Source organism: Sphingobacterium puteale (genome assembly GCF_050986225.1).
In the GTDB taxonomy this organism is placed as follows: domain Bacteria; phylum Bacteroidota; class Bacteroidia; order Sphingobacteriales; family Sphingobacteriaceae; genus Sphingobacterium; species Sphingobacterium puteale.
Genome location: NZ_CP158959.1, coordinates 4,203,202 through 4,224,467 on the forward strand (window position 1 = coordinate 4,203,202; position 21,266 = coordinate 4,224,467).

The window sequence follows — 21,266 nt, forward strand, 5'->3', positions numbered from 1 at the left end:
TGCCAAGTTTATAATGTAATATCCAATCCAAAAGAATACACCTTTACCTGTGGGTAAAAGTTACCATAGCCTACTGGTGCTTCGACGTCATAACCGTCCCAAAATTTATCTACGCTAAATAAGTTTGAACCATTAACAAATACCCGAAGTTTATTCAGTCCGATGGACTTTAGTAGGTCAGCTTGAAAGGTATAACCAAACTGTAAATTTTTTAGGCGAAGATAGGCGGCATTTTTCATCCAGAATTGGGAGGACTGCTGGTTGTTATTCTGTCCAAAAGCCAGTCGCGGATATTTCGCTGTAGTATTGTCGGGTGTCCATCGGTCTTTATTATCCTCACGTATCGTTCCACCAATTGCCCCGGTCGTCGTAAAGGGCTGAATACCGGCCCCGTAGAGATAACCATCGGCTTTACCTACGCCTTGTAAAAGAAAACTGAGATCGAATCCCTTGAAACTGAAATTGGAGTTGAGCGAATAGGTATATCGTGGAATGGTACTCCCAATGATGACCTTATCGGACTCATTAATCACGCCGTCGTCATTTTGATCACGGTATTTGAGATCACCCGGTGCTAAGGTACCAAACTGTGTCGCATGAGCTTTTATCTCCTCTGCTGTTTGGAAATAGCTGTCGGAAACATAGCCAAAGATGGAATTAATTGGATAACCTTCCCGATTGACCGTTAGACCAGTCTGATTAATTCCCCGCATATCCAGCACTTTGTTTTTGACATCAGAGAGATTGAGTGTAAAATTATATTTAAAGTCTTTAGCTGGATCGCTTCGATAGCCCATGGAAAGCTCCCAACCTTTATTCTCAACGACGCCTGCATTTTGATAAGGCCTATTCAAACCAATGATGAGCGGGATGTCCAGCTGTAATAATATATCACTGGTTTTTCTGTTGTATAGATCTGCGGTAATAGTCCATCGCTTAAATAAGGTAAGATCAATCCCGATATTTTTCTCCTCCGTAGACTCCCATGTAATATCAGGATTGGACATATCATTTAGCGCTGCCGTATTGACGATGCCGTTGCCTAAGGTGTACGAACCTAGGTTCAAAGATGCCACGGCAGGATAAGTCCCGATATTCTGATTTCCCAGTTTACCCCATGATGCCCTGATTTTTCCTTCTGTAAGCCAGCCCTTAGCTGCGGTTAGGAACTGCTCCTCAGAAAAACGCCATCCTGCTGATGCCGATGGAAAAAAACCATAGCGTTTACCTTTGGCAAACCTGGACGAACCATCATAGCGTGCATTGAGTTCCAAAAGATAACGATCTTTGAAAACGTAATTGATCCGGGAAAATAAAGATTGTAACGCCCACTCGGAAGCACTTCCTGTCGCTGACTGATTTAGTGCCGACCCGGCATTGAGCACTTCATAGTCAGGGAGCACGTAGGTGTCTCTAAAGCCCTGGGAGTAATCAATCTTGTAGTCTTCCCGCGAACCACCAATCAATGCTTTCAACTGATGTGGACCGAAATCTTTGTTTAGCGTAAGGGTCGCCCGCATATTATTAAAAAGTTCCTGGCTATTGTATTGCGTAAGTGCTGTACGCACAGGGACCGAGAAGCTCGGCGTACCATCTGGAAAATAGGACTGCACTGCTTTTCGGAAATTCTTATTTACCTGCGTCGCATATTTAGGTGCATAATTGACTTCGGCGGTCAACCATTCTTTGGGTCTGTAGATTAATGATGCGTTGACACTGCCAAATGGACTTTTGTTGGTAGCAACACCACCATCAGCCGCGGCAGAGACGGGATTATTACCATTCCAGCCCAATCCCCATGTACCATTGGAATTTCTGAAGGATTGATTGGCAGGAATACTGCTCATCCACTGAAAAAGTTCTTCGATACTCGCTGCTGGCGAGGTGACGATCGGATTGACGTATTGAAAGTCAAATTTAACCGCGAGCTGATCTGAGAATTTAACATCCACGTTGTTGCGGATGGTATAGCGCTTAAACGAACTATTTAGTGTCAAGCCTTTCTGGTCGAAATAACCGACCGAAGTCAGCATTTTTACTTTATTTGTGCCTGCATTGACTGTCAGAAAATGGCTTTGCTGAAATCCATTCCCCTGCAAGGATTCCTTTTGCCAATCAGTATTGGGATACTCGTCCGAACTACCGTTGCCCTGACTACGGTAGGCGGCAATGATATCTTCCGGATATAATGGACTTGCACCAACATTGGTATACGCTTCATTCGTCAGCAGCATATGATCCAGGGCATTGACGATTTTGGGCATATTGGTTGCGGACTGCCAACCAAAATAATTATTGTAAGCAATAGCGACCTTATCAGAACTTCCCCTTTTCGTCGTGACCAAGATGACACCATTGGCAGCTCTCGAACCATAGATCGATGCGGATGCGGCATCTTTTAATATTGAAATATTCTCTATTAAATTGGGGTCGATATTATTGATGGAGCCTTCGATCCCATCAATCAGCACCAAAGGTGCGGCGTTGCCAAGCGTACCGATACCGCGAATACGGATATCCGCACCGTCGGCTCCCGGCTTACCAGAACGCTGGGTCACGGTTACTCCCGAGGCCATGCCCTGAAGGGCCGAGGAGGTTTGCCCAGCGGGCCTATTGTTCAGATCATCGCCCGATACGGCGGAAACAGCCCCCGTCAAATTGACCTTTTTCTGAACACCATAACCGACCACAACAACTTCGTCTATCATTCCGGTATGTGATTTCAGGCGGATAAGTACGGTATTTTTGCTGGTAGCCGTTGCCACAAAATGCTTAACAGAATCAGTATCGTAGCCGAGATGGTGGGCATAGATCGTATAATTTTCGCCAGCAACAAGTGGAGTTAAAACAAACAATCCGTTGTTATCGGCCACAAAATGGAGTTTTTTGCTGCTCTTTTCGTGGATAAGATCAATAGTAGCGCCGGGTAATGTATTACCTTCGTTGTCTACTATTTTACCATTTACTTTCAGGTTTGATTGTGCAAATCCTACAGAAAAGTATGGAAATAGCAATCCCACGAGCATTAATTTGATTAGAATATGCTTCATAATTATTTACAGTTGGTTATTCTGATTTATATATTGGTTTATTTTTTTCACTTTAGGTTTATTCTATCCTACTGTACGTCCTCCTTTCTTCCCGAATTACTGATGTTGACAATACCATTGTTCACTTGGAATGTACAACCGTTCAATTGGCAGAAGCTGGTCAAGAAATTCACTAGCGGTTCTTTGCTATTTAAACTTCCTGTAAATGAACTATTGAGTAAATCTGGATTATCGCATATAATCGATACATCATAAAGGCTTTCGATTACTCTTAAGAGTTGAATGTTTTTGGTTTGGTTAAATTTGACAGACTGATTGGTCCATTCTACATTAGCGGTAAGCTGTGGAATGAGTTTTCTTAACTCCTTATCCACACGAACAGGCTGAGATTTTGTCAATTCGGACTCAGAAAACTTAATCATCTGCTGCAGTTTTAAGTTGACCAATACTTCCTCTTTTGGTTTGAGGTATATTAAATTTCGGTGATCTGCTGTAACTAATCCGATAGAGATTTTGCCCTCCATTAATTTTATCAGTACATGATCGGCATCCTTGGGGTCTACGCTAAATATTGTTCCTAAGGCAGTGGTCAAATATCCTCTGTAATTGACTTGAAAAGGCGCATTTTTGTTTTTTTGCACCTTATAAATAACTCGACCTTGCACCTGCTGTACATCGCGGTGGCCTTGGCCATTATACTCGAATCCGATTTTTGCATGTGGATAAAGTATAACGGTCGTGCTATCAGGAAGCTGAGCATTGATCGCATAAGCATTTTTATTTTCATACCAGGTGACCTGTTCTTTTGTTGACGTTGAGAAATTTTTCAAAAAGAGAACCGACAGTACACAGAGTAGAACAGCAGCACAAGAAGCCCAGGCCCACGGCCTTATTCTCCGGACTAGCATAGGCTTGGGCGGATCTACGGCATAGATATGATCGAGCACTTTCCGATGAACGATGTTTAAATCTGGTAAGGGAATTTGTTGTAATGCCTGTCCTTCATCCTGATCCAGCATCTCAGCGATCCATAATTCCAGAATTGCAGCATCTATCTCGGCCATTTCGTCAAAAAATGACTCATAATACTGCGCATCCAAGCGGTTGTGGATATACGCCAACAATTGATCTTTAAAGGATTGCTCTTTCAAATTTTCTATAATTAGTTCAATACATTGCTGTATTTGTTACTCTATACGTTTGGCGAAGAGAAACACACTATTGCTTTTTTATTTTTTTTATAGCTTAAATAAAAAGGCTGCAAAAAGACTGATTATATACTCATCTCGGTAATTTTTTTGAATATATTCTTTGATATCTTTGAGTGCGCTCACGAGTTGATTACTCACTGTAGAGACTGAAATCCCCAATAAATCGGCAATTTCCTTATAACTTTTGTCTTCAAATTTATTGAGCAACAGAATCTCCTTTCGTTTGGGGCTCAGGGAGTCAATTGCATTAGTCAACATCTGTTGTTTATCTTTGAAAAACAGTTTTTCTTCGGTATGATAATACAGTTCTATTGCTGAAGCCCATATTTCCAATTGAAGAGCCTTATCTCTCTGCACTTTTCGAAAAAAATCCATGGCCAAATTATCCGAAATATGATTGAGAAATGAGACAAACCCTTTATTAGGGTCAATCTTTTCACGTTGGAGCCATATTTTGGTAAATACTTCCTGTAGGATTTCTTCTGCAATAGTTTGATCTTTCACCAGTTTGATCAATCTAATATAGATCTTTGGAGAATAATGGAAATAAATTTCATTAAACGAATTGAGGTCTCCATTTTTAAGTTTTTCCAGTGTAGCAGCTTCTTTCGGAGATTTCATTTGGCAAATTCTTATAATTGGTAGAACGACGAACTTAATATAATGATAAATTTACTAAATCAAAATCATTGGTACCCTAAATAAAATTTATCTTTTCTATGAATCGGCTTGCTACCTTTTATTCCATCGATTTGGAATACAGAAAGATTCCTAAAGCCCGAAACTCAGTTTTCCTCCTTGATACGATTGAGAAAGATACGGTAGCCTGATCCTGTTGCAAGCATGCTTTCGATCTTATCAGCGTCCTGCGGCAACTGCATAGCTCTTCCCTCCTTGGCCCCCAGTTGATGGGCATGCTGATCGGCGCTTTCCTTATCACCGTAAGGCGTGAGCAGGAAGCCTGCCTTATCTCTGACATCAGGCCACTCAAAGCGCTGCAGCACAAAGTCGGTATAACCGGACTCAACGAGCTTGCGAAAGGAACTTTTGGTAACTTGTTCAAAGGCATTGTACAGCATAGGCCTAACTTAAGTTTTAATCAGTAAACTCATTCTTGTTCTTTCGGATGTAGTCAACCTGAATTTTTTGCAAGTTTTTAGCCTCATTAAGTTTGTAGAATACCTCGTCAAATTTGTTTAACGGATTGTTCTCATAAGATTTACTAAAACCTTCTACCGTACCATCCTGATCTTCGGTTATTTTCGATTTCTCCTTTTCAAATGTGCTGTTTGCCCGCTCGGTCAGATCAGCAAATTGAGTAGCGCCAACTAATTTCAGCGCTTCTGGCAGCGCAGTAGCAAATTGACCGCTTGAATTAAAATAAAACTGGTTATAACCACCATTATTTACTTCGGCTTCTAACCGGCTGATCATATAAATTGCTTGTCTCGATTTGTTCCAAGAAAAGACGATTTCATATTCTTTATCATATGCCGCCGATAACTTACGAAAGAGGTTATCATAAACGACTTCCAATAACATGTCATCCGAAGTCGTATCAATAGTTTGCTCGGTCAATGGAGTCTGGATTGATAGCTTATTGTTATTTTGCTTCGTACGTTCAGAACAGCCAAACAAATTTAAAATTATTATTATAATTCCAATGGTAATAATCTGTGTTCGCATTGATTTTATCAGCTTTAAATCTTTTTTAGTACTCAAATATATATATTCAGTTATATATTTATATGGTTCGGAGTTATGCTTTTCATAATAGGTTCGTTTTACAAATTAAATAAGAGTCGGCAGATGGAGGTGGTATCATTAATTGTATTGCAGAAAACGTTACCGCTTATCTAGCAGAATGAAGACGCTAATACAATTGCAGCCGATCGTGTTGGCCTCTGGTACAGGTTATTCACTCCGTGGGTCGGGCTTTAGCGGCATCTTAGCACAGCGTATCACCTCGATCGATGGAAAAGCATATTCGACAACAACTTTACCCTCGATCAGATAGATTCCAGCTCCTCTTAGCGGATATTTTACCAGTGTCTGTGGAAAGTGCACCGTATCAAAGAAACGTCCCTCGGCATCGAGGAAAGTGCCGAATTTCATCAGGTCGCCCCGCTTGGTCTTGACAAATTTCTCGCAGACAAAATCGCCTACTAAACGTACTATTTTCCCTTCATGCAGATGGAGTTCCCGAGCTGGCATATCGCCCCGATAATCGCTCTTGGCCAGATCAAACAAGGTACCAGTCACGCAAAAGCCGATCAGCTCGATCTCATCGTAATAGTCCTCCAGGATATCCTCCTCCAAAGGCGGAAGAATAGGTCGGCGGCTCTCGGTCTCAAATAGCGCCATGCCGACAGTGGCAGGTCTGTGCTTGCTCATTAGCAGATGAGCTTCCCAGAGCAATTGCTTCTTGCCTATCCTGGTAAACCGCAGGGCACCGACACGGATCAAGATAATGACCTGCTCGAGCCCCGTCTGCGTCCGCTTGACAAAGTCCTGCAAGCTTTGATAATGACCATTGGCCTCCCGTTCTGCGATGATGCGATGGGCCAGTTTCCCTTCAAAATTGAGCAAGCAATCAAAGCCCAGATAAATATCCTTTTCCCGGATGGAGGTATTAAAGACCGACTGATTCACACAGGGCAAGCAGATATTGCCTCCCGAAATTCGGGCCTCATTGACATAGACCTTGCGGTTGTAAAACCCACCATAATTGTTGAGCACCGCAACCATAAACTCCAAGGGATAATAGGTCTTGAGAAAAAGGCTCTGGTAACTCTCTACAGCAAATGACGCGGAGTGCGCCTTGTTAAAGGAATAGCCGGCAAAGCTTTCCATCTGCCGCCAGATCTCCCTGCTGACTTGCTCGTCATAGCCCTTGGCCTTGCAGTTGGAGAAAAACTTATCCTCAATTTCAATCAGATGGTCTTTGCTGCGATATTTGCCCGACATCATGCGTCTGAGCACATCGGCATCGGCCATATCGAGTCCACCATGGGCATTGGCAATCTTCATTACATCTTCCTGATAGACCATCACGCCGTAAGTCTCTTCGAGCTGTTCCTTAAACACCGGATGGGGATAGACAACGGTTGTGGGATCATGATGCCGGCGGATGTATTCGCCCATCATACCTGAACTGGCTACGCCCGGACGGATAATGGAAGAGGCTGCCACCAGGGTCAGGTAGTCATCACAGCGCAGCTTGGTCAGCAGCTGCCGCATCGCCGGACTCTCGATATAGAAACAGCCAATGGTATTGGCCGACTTGAGCTGTGCAGCGATCTGGGGATCCTCAAAAAACCGCTTTGGATTGTCGGTATCGATAACTACACCGAGATTTTCCCGCACAATGGAACGGCAATCTTTGATATGGCCGATACCGCGCTGCGAAAGGATATCAAATTTTTCAAAGCCAATATCTTCGGCCACATACATATCAAACTGCATGGTGGGCAATCCCTTTGGCGGATTGTCCATGGCGGAATAACAGGTCAGCGGTTCCTCGGAAATCAGTACGCCACTGGCGTGGATGGTGCGCTGATTGGGGAAATCGGCCATGCGGTTGTACACGCTTAAGATGGTGTTGGTCACCTCATTTTTGTTGAGCATATGCTCGGGCTCATGCACCAGGCGGTCGATCTCGGCCTTGGGCAACCCGTATACTTTGCCCAGTTCACGCAGGATACTCCTGGAGCGAAAGGTACTCATGGCGCCCATCAAAGCGGTATGTCCTGTCTGATAGCGGTTGAAGATAAAATCATAGATCTCTTCACGCTCGTTCCAGCTAAAATCAATATCAAAGTCGGGCGGGCTTTTGCGCTTGGGGTTGAGGAAACGCTCAAAGGGCAGGTTGAGGGCAATGGGATCGACATCGGTGATGCCCAGGCAATAAGCAACGGCGGAATTGGCTCCAGATCCGCGGCCTACATAGTGGAAATTGCGCCCCCGGGCATAGCGGCAGATCTCGTCCGTAATCAGGAAATAACTCGAGAAACGCAGGTTTTCGATAATCTCGAGCTCACGCTGGATGCGTTCGGTCGCGATCCGATCATTGCGGCCATAGCGCCTGGAAAAGCCATCCATACAGTACTTATGCAGCAGCTGCTTATCGTTGTAGCGATTGCCGGTAAAGGTCGCCTTGTTTTTGACGCTGGTAAAATCAAAACCAAAGGAACACTGCCCCAGGATACGGTTTGTATTGGCGAGCAGCTGCGGCAGTTCGGAAAACAGGCGCATCAGTTTGACCCGGGGGATAAATACCTCATCCTCGGCCGCGACCTGATCCGGATTGAGCTGCGAGATCAGCAGGTTGTTGTCAATTGCCCGCAGCTGCCGATGTAAGGTATAGTCGGCTTTGCGAAAACTGACGGTAGCCAGGATCACACAGCGATCGAGCAGTTTTCGATCCATCAGCTGGGCACGCGTACGTTCGCTGGGACGGACGCCGATGTACTCGAAATCCCGCAGTGGAAAGCTATTGAGCTTGGGAAAGGGATAGATCACAAAGACCTGCTCAAAGTCTGGCGATCGCTCCGGTGTAGGGCGATTTTCCATATTGAGCTTGGTGCGGTATTCGTTGATCTCACGGAAGCCCTGTTCGTTCTTGGCAATGGCGATGAAACAGAGCTGATCGCCGCTGCGAAATTCCATGCCGGCGAGCAGGTTGAGCCCGGCTGCGCGGCCTAATTTGATAAAGTCGAGCGATCCGGAGCTGTTATTGATATCGGTGAGCACAGCGGTATCATAGCCCCCAGCGAGCATGCCCGAAATAAGATCCTGCAGGCTGAGGGTACCAAAGCGCAGGCTATAATAGCTATGTAGATTTAAGAGCATGCTCCCCTCCTTTCTCTGGCGGCGGCGCGCAGATGGCTTTCATCAGAAATTCGGCGCCATAGCGTTTGCGGATCTTGTCCATGGCCTGCATCAGGTTGACTTCCTCGGCGCTATCGTCAAAGAGATCGGTCTGATAAGAACCGTAGATCAGCCCCGAAAACTTGATCCCGATAAGGCGGATCAGCATCCTGCGGCTATAGAGTTTTTTGAACAGGGAAAGTACCACATCCGTAAGCTTTCTGTCCGAATTGGTATAAGCGATCTGCAGCTGTTGGGTATGGGTATCGAAATTGCTATACCGGATCTTGAGGGTGACGCAGCTGGTTAGTTTTTGATCTTTGCGCAGGTCAAAGGCCAGGGTGTCGACCATACCGATGAGGGTACGGCGTAGCACATCCATATCGATGGTATCCTGCTGAAAGGTATTTTCTTTGGACATGGACTTTTGCTCCCGAAACGGCAACACCAGGGAATCATCGAGCCCATTGGCTTTGCGCCAGATGTTGATCCCCTTCTCCCCGAGAACTTTCTGCATGGTGAACACCTCCATCTGCTGTAAGGTGCCGATCTTGGAGATCCCCATATTGCGGAGTAAGGTAAAGGACTTCTCGCCGACCATGGGAATCTTGCGGATGGATAGCGGAGCTAGGAAGCCTCTCTCAGTCCCATTTTGTACCTGCTTTTCGCCACAGGGTTTGGCGGTCCCGGTGGCAATCTTGGAGACAGTCTTGTTGACCGACAGGCCAAAGCTAATGGGAAGCCCAGTTTCTCTGATAATGCGCTGGCGGAGCTCCTGCATCCATTTCCAGCAGCCAAAGAAGCGGTCCATACCGGAGACATCGAGGTAGTGCTCGTCTATACTGGCTTTTTCAACGATGGGTGTCTCTTCTTCAATGATCTGTGTGACCATATTGGAATATTGGCTATAGCTATCGTGATCTCCCCGCACCACAACGGCCTCTGGACACATGCGCAGTGCCAGCCGCATGGGCATAGCGGAATGCACGCCATACTTACGGGCTTCATAGGAACAAGATGCAACTACCCCACGGTCACTACTTCCTCCTATGAGCACAGGTACTCCGATGAGCTTGCTATTCTGCAAGCGCTCGACAGATACAAAAAATGTATCGAGATCACAATGTACTATACTCCTTTCCATGTTTTTCAAATATCAAAACAGTCGTTCACGACGACTCTTGTTTCCGGTAGTTGCCGCATTTAAAATTACTAATATTATTAGTAATTTTGAATGCGGGAGATTGATTTAATTTTTATCACATTCACAGTCAGCGCTATATTTTATAGTCAGGGGTTGGCTTAAACAAGGAGGCTGTTGCTCTGTTTATTACAAGACAGGATCTATGAACGAAAAGATACTCAGTTATATGAATACGGTTATCATCCGTATGAGCAAGTAAAGAACTTCGTTTTCAAGTCAGCAGAAAAATAGTTAAATTGGATGATCCTTTATTACACAATGAAAACAATGGCATTTCTTTACATTTTATCGTAATTTTCAATAGCCGAGGTAATCAAAAATTTAAGGTTTGGAGTTGCTAACTTAGTCGGCAGATCAAGTTAAGAACAATAAAATATCTTAATTTTGAAATAATGATTAAAGTCCGTAAAAAGTACGATCGCATTTTTAAAGAGCGAGCAGTTGAATTAAGTAAAAACAGGAAAAATCTTTCTGAGCTAGCTCGTGAGTTGGGAATCTCTGCTGCCCAATTATATAAGTGGCGTAAAGAGTCAGAAGAGTTTGGATCAGGAAGTTTCCCCGGGAATGGAAATATGAAGCAAACGCCAGAACAAGAGCGGATTAGTTTCTTGGAAAAAAAACTTAAAGACTCAGAACTGGAACTAGAAATACTAAAAAAGGCCATAGGCATCTTTTCCAAGAGCGATCGGTAATATATAGTTTTATCAAGCAACATCAGGGGCTATATTCGATTGAAAAGATGTGTAAAGTTATGGGCGTTGGATCTAGAAGCTATTATGCTTGGCAAAAACGGTCCCAACAGACAAAAAGCAGGAAATGTAGCAATCTGGAGGACAAGATAAAGGCTATTTATTTCGATAAGAAACAACGGTATGGCAGTCCTAGAATAACTGCGGAGCTGTTGGATGATGGAATTAAAGTTTCTAGAAATACAGTCGCTAAGTATATGAAAAATATGGGGCTACGGAGTAAAATAGGCAAGAAATTTAAAGCTACAACCGATTCAAAACACGCACATAAAATAATGGACAATGTATTAGACCGAAATTTCAAAGCTTCAGAGCCTTCAAAAGTCTGGGTATCTGATATTACTTACATCCATACCAAAGAAGGTTTTTTATATCTAACCACCATTCTGGATTTATATGACCGCAAATGTATTGGTTGGAGTATCAGTGATGGGATGAAAACTGAAGAAACTTCATTGGCAGCTTGGAAAATGGCAATTAAGCACCGTAAACTGTCTCCTGGTCTAATTTTTCATTCGGACCGTGGCGTACAATATGCATGTGAAAAATTTAGTAACACGTTAGATTCCTATAAAATCATAACAAGAAGTATGAGTAGAAAAGGTAATTGCTGGGATAATGCAGTAGCAGAAAGCTTCTTCAAAACGCTAAAATCCGAGCAGATTTACGGTAATAAGTTGATTACCAGGGATCAGATGAAAGCAGAACTATTCGAATACATAGAAATCTGGTATAATCGAGAACGTCGTCACTCCACATTGGGAAATCTTACAATTGAGCAATTTAATAACAAAGAGCAAAAAATTAAAAAAGCTGCTTAACTAGCACTGCCGATTTTATTTGCAAGTCCAAAATTAGAAATAATATTTATCTATCATTACTGACATTTGTAGGAATACCACTATTTTGCCTAACATGGTATCTGACAATATCTTATATGATGACACTGTTACATTATTCAGAAATCTGGTAGTTTTTTCGATAATTTATCTATTTTTTACAACATTTGAATTTTTATTATTCAGAAAAAGAATCAACAAACTCCGAGCTGAATGAATAAAACTACCACTAACAATGGTTTTGCATCAGCCAAACTAATTGAGTCACATTCTTTTTAACGAATTTTAGACGATTCTCTACGAATTGTAAATGGTCTACTCTGCAAAAATTAATATTTTTACATTTGAACAATTGCCAATACATCTTAAGTTAAAGTGCTTGTATAGGTGAAAGTTTGTTTCATTTTTAATAGCGTTGGCAGAAATGTGAAAATTTAAAATCGTGCAATCTTTTATATTAGTTGAAGGTTTTCGGCTTGCCCGCCATCTCAAAGCCTGAAACGTTAGCAGCAATTTAGACATGACAATCTTACCTATGACACTTGCAGACAAAATCAAACAAACTTTTCCGACCGAAGTTCAATTTCCTGCAGAACTTAAAATATTTTGCGATTGGATTGACGAAAATGGCTACGACAATATAGTAACCGACTTTGAATTACACGGTTTCTCAAATTCAATGACACATTATTTTGACAATGGACAAAAATTAGAAAAATATATTGCAGCTTTTGGACATTCGGGTGACGGTGGAATTTTTGCAATTTGGCAAAATGGCAACGACCAAAAAATTGTTCATTTGGGTTCAGAGGGAAATGACTGGTTTATTGTTGCAAATAATTTTGTTGACTTTTTAAATATTCTTGCGATTGGATATGCAAATTTAGCTTATGACGATTTACAAAAACCGCCAACAGAAACTAAGACAGACTACAAATTCAAAAATTGGGTAGAAACAACTTTTTACTTGAAAGTTCCAAATTCGGCTAAAAAACTCACAAACAGAATTGACAAGACATTTACCAAATGGTTATTTAACAGCCTGCAACCTGGTGAAACTTTTGAACGTTTTGACCAAGACAATGAACACAACAAACAATTTAATTCAATTGAATACAGACTTGTGGTAATTCAAGTTCCTGACAATAAATCCAAATTTATTGGTGAATTACGAAAGGTTTCTACATTGTCAATTTCTGAATTATTGAAACAATTGAACTATTTACCATTAGTGGTTTACGAAAGTTCAACCTATTTCAAGGGACAACTTTCGCTAACGAATTTTCCCACACTCGATAAAGACAATTTAATATATTTGACAAGCAACTATAAATCTGAAATTATTCTTGAATATAGAAACAACGTTAGACAAAGTGAAAAAACTGATTATAGACAACTGAAATAAACTGCCGCTAACATTGGGTTTGGCAATAGTGGGGCTTGACGTGCAAAATTCAACATTAGTAATCCTATTCAACATTTGTGCTAAGGTTCGGCTCAAGTTTTTCAAATGCCCCACCATCGCCAAGCCGTGAAACGTTAGTGGTAATTTTAACCGACCGACAACTAAAAATGACGACGCTACATAATTATGGAAAAAAAATCACAAAAGATGACTTAAAATGTAATCTCACCCTAACTAACCATATCCAAAACTAAATAATTCCAATGTAAGCGGTATCGGCGAGATCCCGAAAAGTACGATTTTTTCTTCTTTAACGGATGAACCGGTTATAAAACTCATGATCATTAGCAAAGAAAGGTGAGCTTCCGCATGGGGCTTTCATAAAAACTGATCATCTAAAATCAACGGCACATTTTTCAAGGAAAAATTATTACTTTCGTTAAAGCATATTTGACCAAACGATGAAAAGCCTAGCGAAAAAGCTTCCATTATTAACCGTAAACCTTGTTGAATTGAGAAAATATGATAAGATACTCATTATTAATCTATTCATTTTGTTAGCAGTATTGTTTTCCAATAATGCATCTGCTCAAGTTGATTTAAATAACCTCAAAAATAATTGGGCACAGATTGATGTGACTAGATTAGATGGTAGTAAAATAATCGCTGTGCCGGATGTAAGGGATGTATTCCAAAGTCTAAAGATAGATGACACCAAGCTCTATTTCATTAGCTCATCTGTCTCTCCTCGCAAAGCATTTGAAATACCCTATAAACTATCTGATCATACAATGGTAACATCTGAATTTGCCGGATATGAAATTCTTCTCTTATCGAAGGATTCACTTATCTATGCAAAAAAATTCGAGGATCAGGATGACCCTGAAAAACTTAAAAAATTCACCTTCGTCCGTTCCGGCCTACTGAATGATAGTTTTAATCGCCGATATGTTGATTCCCTTGAAATACCTGCAAACCAGTTTTTCACGCCAGATTAAAATCCAGCATAGAGTTGCCGATTATGAAAAGGATTAAAAGCAATAATGATCTCCACACCGCTAATTTTTTAGGTGAAATAACGATCTATCCGAAAAAGAAGCTAGTGACTACAGAATTTAAAGAGAAGCCTTAACGAAAGAGCAACTATAATGGCAGATTACGAAATGGGATATAAAGGAAAAAAATGTCAACTAAGTATGAAAAAATTAATACTGATTGCTGTGATACTCATGTGGATTAAAACTATCGTTTACAGCCAAGATGCAAATAATCATTGTACAAAATTACAATCGAGTTTTGTTCATCACTTAAGGTATCCAAAGGATTTGGAGAAAGCCTCTATTCCATCATTTTTTACATTAAAGGTCCAGTATGATGAGAAAACAAAGCAATTTAACTTAGAATTTTCGGATAGTGCACATCCGCTTATGATTAAAGAGTTGCTAAGAATTAAAGATAAATTAGATTTTAATGTAGTATATGATGATCTTAATATGGGGAAGCGTGATATACCTATTATGATCCCCGTCGAGATTAGACTAGCACGGGTATCAAAAGAGTTTTCAGATCCTAAGAGCAAAGTATCTCAAGATCTATATAATTTTAACGGTACACAAGTTTTTGGAGATGTCTATTTTTATGCTCCCCTTGTCCTTACCGTTATAAACGATTAAATATTAAGACAATGAAATCAATCAAATTCATACTGATCATCCTCTATGCGGTGATCAATAGTGTATACGCTCAGGATAAGGGAAAAATTGATAACTTCAAGAAGTTTGAAAATTCTTTCCTTAGAAATTTCAAATACCCGCCACAACTACAGGAAAGGTGTATCCCTGTATTGACATTGATGGTAATTTCCTTTGATCAATATGGAAAAATTAACTCACTTCGCTTTTCAGACAGTGCCTATCCCCAATTTATAGCAGAAGTCCAAAGAGTACGAGAAGATATAGATTTTGAATCTCTTTATATGGACCTGAAGTCACTGGGAAAAGAGACTGAGAAAATAATTATTCCAATCCAAATTGATACAGGTGTATTTGGTGAATGTGAATCGGGCATACTTCAATTTGATCTAATTAATTTATACTTATTTGATAATAAACCGCTTAAAGGTAAATTCTTTCTATATAAAAAGATTTTATCAAAAATATTTATGGCACGTGCGATCTCTTAATTTCTCGATTGTTATTTAATGCTAATTTTTGATTCTATGATAAAAGAGGCGATTAAGAAGTATGTGGTTTTGATATGTTTAACTACTTCGGTGATATTTATAATCATAGCCGCGATTTCCTATCCTGGTAGCTCATTGCTTGATAAAAATTCCATAGGTTTCGGTTGGTCAAAAAATTTCATAAGCAATTTGTTTGAAGCAAAAGCGGTAAATGGCTCAGAAAACCCTGGTAGAATTTGGGGGAGTATTGGAATGGCATTTAATTAAATTCTGCTGTTTATTTTGCTTGTTGATTTTCTATTGCTTTTTTGCAGTATTCGGATTTGGTATTTGAGTTTGGGAATCATACTACAAAAAGTCTATTTTATGTTCGATTCTATTAGTTATAGGATTAGAATATTTTACAATATCCGAAGACTTTGTCCAGAAAGTAAATCGGCCTAAGTAATTTTTTCATATTTTAGAACCAAGCATTTATATTATTTTGAAAAAGGATAGTTCGGATATATACAAAGAGTTGCTGCGACGTAAGCAATCAAACGGCGAACAATAGACACCATAATCAAAAAAACAACAAACAAAATGAAAATACATACGACCAACTTTTTTGACACTTTTATTATAGTAGCTGAAGATACCAAAGTAAACTGCGGTACAAAACCACCTGCAAAAGACAAAAAGACCGTTGCAGAGATGCAGTATGAAATGATTGCCAAAAATCCATATAAATATACCTCCGATGACATCCTTTTTCAAGTGCTTGCCGACAGGAATGAACTTACAAAAGCTGAATATCAACAAGCAAGAGAGCAATTTTTCTCAAAAGGGCAACCATGTTTCAGAGCATCTCCCCTAACAAAAACTTATGGCTTTGGTATACACAGCGATAATAACGGCAGAGTTGCACTCTATGGAATGGAAACAGACGAATACCAAAAATTCTTGGCTGACTCGAACGTCAAAAAAGTAAAGGCTATGAAATCAAATAAATAAAAACAATCTAATTAAGAGCGATAGAGTCCTTCGAAGCAATCCCACAGCTTTGTTTAAAAGTACAATCATCTTTAATAACAAAAAAATACTTTTCAAAATTCATCCCAGTCACTGTTCAGACAGAACCGTGGCAGTAGGGCATACAGTGTTTGTGGTGAGCTCGCCGTTATCTTGGCTGTAGTAATCTATAAAAAACAAATTGATCATAAAAAAACATTGTTAAAAAGCCTACTTTTACGTCCCTTCCTTATTTACCGTCTATCAATAATCTATAAGAAAAGTGGATTATCAGGATCGTTTTTAAAATCCTTAATTTTTAGATCTCTATCATTTCCTTGTGCCGAAACAGTAAATGTTCTGTCGGGATTAAGGCGGATGAAAATATCGATCAGCCCTGCTCTTTCTCCGTTTTGCATTTTTGGCAAGACAAGTCCTTTGGTAGCAGGATATCTCTCTTTAGGCAATGTGGAGTTAAATTCAGCGTATGTCTTGAAAAAGTTTTTGTAGAGCGATGATCCCTTGTGCCCATGGATAATTTCATGTTGCCCCAGGGTGCCATCCCGTGTTGTAGCAAACTGAATAATCAATATGGAGTCAGTGACCGCTTCATTTTTGCTCAAGTAATTTTTGTTGAGCAGGTCGATGAAATCCTGCTTTCTCTGAGGATTGAGGAATGCACCTGGGCCGGAAGCAGAACTGTATGAAGATGCATCGACAATTCTAGATCCCTTGGGAGTAATTGCTATTCCAAATTCTTCCTCATGTTCAGGAGATTTAATTTTAGAGATCAATTCTTTCTGAAAAACAAAGTCATACAAAAGGTTATATTTTCTTTTTAACCAAAACTGATCGCCCTCAAAATTCAGGTAATATATTGTTAGCTTTTTTTTATTTCCCGTGTAGGCTAGTTCGGCCTCCAATGGTTCATCAACATAAAGAAGTAATGGAATATTTTTAAAAAAAACAATATCTAAGGAATCAATATTTTTATAGGTATTGAAAATTGCCTGTATCTTCTTCTCATCCGAAGAATCTTTAAAAGCAGATTGGGCACAACTATTTTCTATAAAAGAGCCAATAGTTAGTAATAGCAAAAATAAAAATTTCATCTTTTTGAACTTAGTCTCCTGTCCAATTTTGCAATTTGGATGGAAGTTTTAACTCAACCTGTCCATTAGGTTTTAACCAAGCAAAAATTTTGATACGTGTTGTTTGCGGCCTTGCGCTAGCATTTGTTGCCGCAGCCCAATTCGAATGCCCTGGCATACTGGATTTATTATTTGTATCATTCAAAACCTTACGTACAATATCAGAGAAATACGTCTCTTTGCCATAAATTAATTCGTCCATTTGTAATTTATCCTGATTACGGGACTCTCCTGCTATTACCGTAGCCCGAAAAACAATAATTGAGTCAGCCGCTATCTTACCAGCTTTTAATCCTACCCGAGTTACCATTCCCTCGTCAATATTATTTGTAGCAGGATCATCAATAAAAGTATATTCTCCACCAGTCAAAGCCCATCCCAGACAATTCGAACCTTCTGCAGCTGTAGCCGGACGTAAAGTTCCGTTTTCCTTTACGCCAACAGCCTTATAAGCGGTTACCGTTATTTTTTTAGCTGAAGTCAATTTATACTCCTCCATTAATAGTTCGTTACCATAATCATTGTAAACAAAGCGCTGGCTTCCGGTCTTTACAGCTACAATCTTCCTCGAACCGGCATCCCTCTTCCAAGGATCTACAGATTGCGTATTGCCAGGATTAATTGCTTATCAGAGTTTATAATGCTCTGTAATATTATTAAAATAGCTGCAGAGGATCGTTCGGATCTTCTTTATAATCCTTAATTCGAAGCTTTCTTTCTCTACCACTCCCACTGACGCTAAATGTCCTATCAGGATTTAAGCGTACAAAGATCTCTATAATGCTGGTAAAAGGTGTTCCTCCTGATCGATATGGCAAAAACAATCCCTTCGTATTTAGGTTAGCTTTGTTTTCTTGATTATAGTCCTGATAATTATCACATATATAACTATATAATTTGTCGTCTTCATCTCCATGCAATAGCATTTTTTTCCCAAGGCTACCATCTCTGTTTACAATAGCTTGAAGAATCAGAATAGAATCACCAGATGGAACTATGGTTTCCTTATAATTAGCATTTAGTTTTCTTTGAAATTTCAACTGAGATGAATGTCTAAATCCACAAAAGACTGACCCGTCAAAGAGAGGCTTTATAGAAATTGACTGAGCCTCCACGCTTAAAATAAAATTACTGCTCTGCCTATCAATAGAATTCACCAATTCTTTATTTTTTGTCAATTTCTCGATAAGAGAATATTTCTTTTTCAAAAAAAATAGATCGCCAGCATATTTGAGGGAATAATAAGTCTTATATTTTGAGCCTTTCAATATATTATCCTCAATTTTCCCAAGTATATAAATTGATTCGGCGGTATCATTTCGAAAGTTTATTTGAAAACCATTTACATCAGGATAATTTTCAAATATCTTTGCAATATCTTTCCGCACATGTTTATTCCTAAAATGGACCTTCTTTTGGGCTAAAGCTGTATTAAAACAAATAAAAATAACTAGAAAGCAGCAAATCAATTTCATATATAGGTGGCGTTTTAGTTCGTTTTCTTGTATGATTTAGGATTTCTGTTATAACCACATGTAGAAATTTGGGCATGTTCTCCCTTTACTTCTACAAAAATATCTATATTACTTTTCACGTGTCTACCACCTTGTGTAGCAGACTTCCATGGTTTCCCTAAATTGACTAACCACTTTTTTAATAGGTCCCCATAGATACTATTATCACCAATAATCGTTTTAACATTGCCTAGGCTCCCATCCTCTTTTACAAGACCCTGGAATAGAAATACACTTCCATTTTTAGGTATTTTACTTTTTCCCAAAGTCTCCATAAAAGCGCTAAAATCCTGCTGTAGTTTTTTACTTCCTTGGTAATAATTCGCTGAAAATGTAACCATTGTAGGTTCTCTAACAGAAGGATCACTTTCTACTTCAGTTATTATTGCCTCGTATCTAACCGAGTCACGATAGAATTTTGCATGAGTATCTACTTTTCTTTTTTTTAGGATTTCCTTTCTATACGGTGGAGGTATTAATGTTACTGTTGGACATTCAGGAATATTAAGCTTCCCGAAGGCCAAGTTCAGTAGATAACGATCGCCAGGGAAATCTAGGTAATAAAAATCTTCAACAGCGCGTTTTACACTATCTAAATAATAAAAACGCAAAGAAACAGGGAGACGGTCTTTGTATACAATAATGACACTATCTACCTGTGTGTCTTCTTTTAGAAATGTACTGTATTCGCCATTCTTTTGGTTTATATATACTCTACCTATATCTGTTATTGATTGAGCAAAACAGTATTGAAAAAAGATAACATAAAATGCAATAATGATAAACCTTTTCATATCTTTTTAAATTTTCTAACTGATATCCACAGACAAGTTACGTGGATACTGTAATGCATCAATATCTAAAGGGCGCATTTCAACATCAATAGTTCGAATTAAATTTGGATTAAATCCCATATTAAAAAGATGTAGAAATCATAATATAATTGGCTACGGAAAAAAACAAGGTGCTTAAGGAGCTAGGAATCGAAATAGACTTCACGTTGAACTAAAGCATAGCTTAATTAAGAAAACTGTTATACATATACTTTAATTCAAATAAATATATAAAAAATGAAATAAACAAAAGAATTAATTTATCTCCAAACATACCATAAAACATTGACTGAGTAATCTTTTTGTATATATTACTCTATTTACAACCGATTGCTTCAACCAAGATAATCATTAACTTTAGACCTCACTGCTGCAAGTAACCTGTGCGATAATAGAACACGCCAACAAGATACTGATCTGAATATCGTATTGGGGGAACTGAAAGAGCTTCGATCAGCAGTTATTGATAAATAAACATAAAAATTATAATCTATGGAGGTCATGAAATCGGATGGAGACCATATAAAGATCATATTGAAAGAAATGTCTGTGAAAGATGCTGAGTCATTTTATCAATTGTACTTTGGAGATGAATCAGCCGACAAGGATCGGACAACTGATGAGGAGTATATGAATCCGGTACAGTTTACAGAACATATTCTATCTCTTTGTGAGGAACTCTACAGTATACAAACTGTGGAAAATGAGAATATAGTTATTGGTGACTGCGCCTTACACCACTGGAATCAGGAAGAAAAGAAAATTGAGATTGGTGGTGCCCTGCTGCCCGAATATTGGGGAAAAGGAATAATGTCTGCAGCTTTTGAGTTGTTGATAGCAGTAGCAAAAGAAAAGTACCAGGTAAATGTATTGGTAGCAAAGACGGAAATAACGAATCTTAAAGCATTGAAATTTGCTGAAAAATTGGGTTTTCAGAAGATAAGTAATGAAGACGATATCATTATCCTTGAAAAAAGGGTTTTATAGTGGGGCAGTACTCAGCTGAAATAGTTTCGATGTAATCTGACAGTTAAAGGGCAAACAATTAAGTTTGTAATTCTAATAAACAACAAGGGTTTTGGCCGAAACCAAAACCCCAGGAAACATTTCTTCCTTCGCCAGCATTACCTGGATCAGGTTCTATGGGTATATTCTCAGATTTTTTCAAACCACCCCAAAATATTTCCAATATAAGGACAAAGGCCAATCGTATTTAGTTTTAAAAAGATTTGTTAGTTTATTACAAATAGATAGGCTAAACGAATTCGA

At 39.5% G+C, this 21,266-nt stretch carries 20 protein-coding genes and 1 riboswitch; of the genes, 9 read left to right on the top strand and 11 right to left on the bottom strand.

All coding sequences use genetic code 11. The features are described from left to right. Positions 1-8: 8 nt before the first annotated feature. From ABTV71_RS17855 to dinB, 7 genes are all read right to left on the bottom strand, one after another. Positions 9-3,050 (bottom strand): SusC/RagA family TonB-linked outer membrane protein, encoded by a 3,042-nt coding sequence (locus tag ABTV71_RS17855; protein WP_433900539.1) that lies wholly within the window; start codon positions 3,048-3,050, stop codon positions 9-11. Between the two features lie 68 nt (positions 3,051-3,118). Beyond that, positions 3,119-4,201: a FecR family protein gene (locus ABTV71_RS17860; protein ID WP_433900540.1), complete on the bottom strand. Its 1,083-nt coding sequence runs from the start codon at positions 4,199-4,201 to the stop codon at positions 3,119-3,121. A gap of 87 nt (positions 4,202-4,288) precedes the next feature. Next, entirely contained in the window at positions 4,289-4,882 is a 594-nt protein-coding gene (locus ABTV71_RS17865; protein ID WP_433900541.1) for an RNA polymerase sigma factor, read from the bottom strand. A gap of 164 nt (positions 4,883-5,046) precedes the next feature. Next, on the bottom strand, positions 5,047-5,340 hold the full coding sequence (locus ABTV71_RS17870) for a hypothetical protein (RefSeq protein WP_433900542.1): 294 nt from the start codon (positions 5,338-5,340) through the stop codon (positions 5,047-5,049). Between the two features lie 16 nt (positions 5,341-5,356). Continuing rightward, entirely contained in the window at positions 5,357-5,947 is a 591-nt protein-coding gene (locus ABTV71_RS17875; protein ID WP_433900543.1) for a DMP19 family protein, read from the bottom strand. A 228-nt stretch (positions 5,948-6,175) separates the two neighbouring features. Then, a complete protein-coding gene (locus ABTV71_RS17880; protein ID WP_433900544.1) occupies positions 6,176-9,112 on the bottom strand; it encodes a DNA polymerase III subunit alpha in 2,937 nt (978 codons plus the stop codon). Continuing rightward, on the bottom strand, positions 9,093-10,274 hold the full coding sequence (gene dinB / locus ABTV71_RS17885) for a DNA polymerase IV (protein WP_433900545.1): 1,182 nt from the start codon (positions 10,272-10,274) through the stop codon (positions 9,093-9,095). The genes ABTV71_RS17880 and dinB overlap by 20 nt, the downstream gene beginning before the upstream one ends. Before the next feature lie 452 nt (positions 10,275-10,726). Here dinB and ABTV71_RS17890 point away from each other — a divergent pair, with 452 nt between their 5' ends. The 8 genes from ABTV71_RS17890 (at position 10,727) to ABTV71_RS17925 (ending at position 16,502) form a co-directional block, all read left to right on the top strand. Continuing rightward, the gene (locus ABTV71_RS17890) at positions 10,727-11,026 is read left to right on the top strand and encodes a transposase (RefSeq protein WP_070566721.1); all 300 of its coding nucleotides are present in this window, start codon (positions 10,727-10,729) and stop codon (positions 11,024-11,026) included. Between the two features lie 11 nt (positions 11,027-11,037). After that, positions 11,038-11,904, top strand: coding sequence for an IS3 family transposase (locus ABTV71_RS17895; protein WP_433903699.1), 867 nt, complete (start codon positions 11,038-11,040; stop codon positions 11,902-11,904). 553 nt (positions 11,905-12,457) lie between these two features. Next, a complete protein-coding gene (locus ABTV71_RS17900; RefSeq protein ID WP_433900546.1) occupies positions 12,458-13,327 on the top strand; it encodes an SMI1/KNR4 family protein in 870 nt (289 codons plus the stop codon). A 461-nt stretch (positions 13,328-13,788) separates the two neighbouring features. Further along, on the top strand, positions 13,789-14,325 hold the full coding sequence (locus tag ABTV71_RS17905; RefSeq protein ID WP_433900547.1) for a hypothetical protein: 537 nt from the start codon (positions 13,789-13,791) through the stop codon (positions 14,323-14,325). A 150-nt stretch (positions 14,326-14,475) separates the two neighbouring features. Further along, positions 14,476-15,000 (top strand): hypothetical protein, encoded by a 525-nt coding sequence (locus ABTV71_RS17910; RefSeq protein WP_433900548.1) that lies wholly within the window; start codon positions 14,476-14,478, stop codon positions 14,998-15,000. Between the two features lie 11 nt (positions 15,001-15,011). Next, on the top strand, positions 15,012-15,509 hold the full coding sequence (locus tag ABTV71_RS17915) for a hypothetical protein (protein ID WP_433900549.1): 498 nt from the start codon (positions 15,012-15,014) through the stop codon (positions 15,507-15,509). Between the two features lie 36 nt (positions 15,510-15,545). Beyond that, positions 15,546-15,776, top strand: coding sequence for a hypothetical protein (locus ABTV71_RS17920; RefSeq protein WP_147430570.1), 231 nt, complete (start codon positions 15,546-15,548; stop codon positions 15,774-15,776). Positions 15,777-16,091: 315 nt separating this feature from the next. Beyond that, the gene (locus ABTV71_RS17925; protein ID WP_433900550.1) at positions 16,092-16,502 is read left to right on the top strand and encodes a DUF6157 family protein; all 411 of its coding nucleotides are present in this window, start codon (positions 16,092-16,094) and stop codon (positions 16,500-16,502) included. A gap of 269 nt (positions 16,503-16,771) precedes the next feature. Here ABTV71_RS17925 and ABTV71_RS17930 read toward each other — a convergent pair whose 3' ends face one another. The 4 genes from ABTV71_RS17930 to ABTV71_RS17945 form a co-directional block, all read right to left on the bottom strand. Next, positions 16,772-17,611 carry a hypothetical protein gene (locus ABTV71_RS17930; protein WP_433900551.1) on the bottom strand — a complete coding sequence of 280 codons (840 nt, stop codon included), beginning with the start codon at positions 17,609-17,611 and terminating at the stop codon, positions 16,772-16,774. 10 nt (positions 17,612-17,621) lie between these two features. Beyond that, positions 17,622-18,149 carry a hypothetical protein gene (locus ABTV71_RS17935; RefSeq protein ID WP_433900552.1) on the bottom strand — a complete coding sequence of 176 codons (528 nt, stop codon included), beginning with the start codon at positions 18,147-18,149 and terminating at the stop codon, positions 17,622-17,624. 157 nt (positions 18,150-18,306) lie between these two features. Beyond that, a complete protein-coding gene (locus ABTV71_RS17940; protein ID WP_433900553.1) occupies positions 18,307-19,125 on the bottom strand; it encodes a hypothetical protein in 819 nt (272 codons plus the stop codon). Positions 19,126-19,139: 14 nt separating this feature from the next. Beyond that, on the bottom strand, positions 19,140-19,958 hold the full coding sequence (locus ABTV71_RS17945; RefSeq protein ID WP_433900554.1) for a hypothetical protein: 819 nt from the start codon (positions 19,956-19,958) through the stop codon (positions 19,140-19,142). A gap of 531 nt (positions 19,959-20,489) precedes the next feature. Here ABTV71_RS17945 and ABTV71_RS17950 point away from each other — a divergent pair. Continuing rightward, positions 20,490-20,984 carry a GNAT family N-acetyltransferase gene (locus tag ABTV71_RS17950; protein WP_433900555.1) on the top strand — a complete coding sequence of 165 codons (495 nt, stop codon included), beginning with the start codon at positions 20,490-20,492 and terminating at the stop codon, positions 20,982-20,984. A 105-nt stretch (positions 20,985-21,089) separates the two neighbouring features. Next, a riboswitch (TPP riboswitch) is annotated at positions 21,090-21,184 on the bottom strand. Positions 21,185-21,266: the final 82 nt, after the last annotated feature.

Excerpts from the sequence above, each read along its gene's own strand:
- dinB (WP_433900545.1), bottom strand. The coding sequence starts at position 10,274 with ATGGAAAGGAGTATAGTACATTGTGATCTCGATACATTTTTTGTATCT.
- ABTV71_RS17915 (WP_433900549.1), top strand. The coding sequence starts at position 15,012 with ATGAAATCAATCAAATTCATACTGATCATCCTCTATGCGGTGATCAAT.
- ABTV71_RS17935 (WP_433900552.1), bottom strand. The coding sequence starts at position 18,149 with ATGGAGGAGTATAAATTGACTTCAGCTAAAAAAATAACGGTAACCGCT.
- ABTV71_RS17880 (WP_433900544.1), bottom strand. The coding sequence starts at position 9,112 with ATGCTCTTAAATCTACATAGCTATTATAGCCTGCGCTTTGGTACCCTC.
- ABTV71_RS17870 (WP_433900542.1), bottom strand. The coding sequence starts at position 5,340 with ATGCTGTACAATGCCTTTGAACAAGTTACCAAAAGTTCCTTTCGCAAG.
- ABTV71_RS17875 (WP_433900543.1), bottom strand. The coding sequence starts at position 5,947 with ATGCGAACACAGATTATTACCATTGGAATTATAATAATAATTTTAAAT.
- ABTV71_RS17900 (WP_433900546.1), top strand. The coding sequence starts at position 12,458 with ATGACACTTGCAGACAAAATCAAACAAACTTTTCCGACCGAAGTTCAA.
- ABTV71_RS17865 (WP_433900541.1), bottom strand. The coding sequence starts at position 4,882 with ATGAAATCTCCGAAAGAAGCTGCTACACTGGAAAAACTTAAAAATGGA.
- ABTV71_RS17940 (WP_433900553.1), bottom strand. The coding sequence starts at position 19,125 with ATGAAATTGATTTGCTGCTTTCTAGTTATTTTTATTTGTTTTAATACA.
- ABTV71_RS17905 (WP_433900547.1), top strand. The coding sequence starts at position 13,789 with ATGAAAAGCCTAGCGAAAAAGCTTCCATTATTAACCGTAAACCTTGTT.
- ABTV71_RS17925 (WP_433900550.1), top strand. The coding sequence starts at position 16,092 with ATGAAAATACATACGACCAACTTTTTTGACACTTTTATTATAGTAGCT.
- ABTV71_RS17890 (WP_070566721.1), top strand. The coding sequence starts at position 10,727 with ATGATTAAAGTCCGTAAAAAGTACGATCGCATTTTTAAAGAGCGAGCA.
- ABTV71_RS17950 (WP_433900555.1), top strand. The coding sequence starts at position 20,490 with ATGGAGGTCATGAAATCGGATGGAGACCATATAAAGATCATATTGAAA.
- ABTV71_RS17855 (WP_433900539.1), bottom strand. The coding sequence starts at position 3,050 with ATGAAGCATATTCTAATCAAATTAATGCTCGTGGGATTGCTATTTCCA.
- ABTV71_RS17930 (WP_433900551.1), bottom strand. The coding sequence starts at position 17,611 with ATGAAATTTTTATTTTTGCTATTACTAACTATTGGCTCTTTTATAGAA.
- ABTV71_RS17910 (WP_433900548.1), top strand. The coding sequence starts at position 14,476 with ATGGCAGATTACGAAATGGGATATAAAGGAAAAAAATGTCAACTAAGT.
- ABTV71_RS17920 (WP_147430570.1), top strand. The coding sequence starts at position 15,546 with ATGATAAAAGAGGCGATTAAGAAGTATGTGGTTTTGATATGTTTAACT.
- ABTV71_RS17945 (WP_433900554.1), bottom strand. The coding sequence starts at position 19,958 with ATGAAAAGGTTTATCATTATTGCATTTTATGTTATCTTTTTTCAATAC.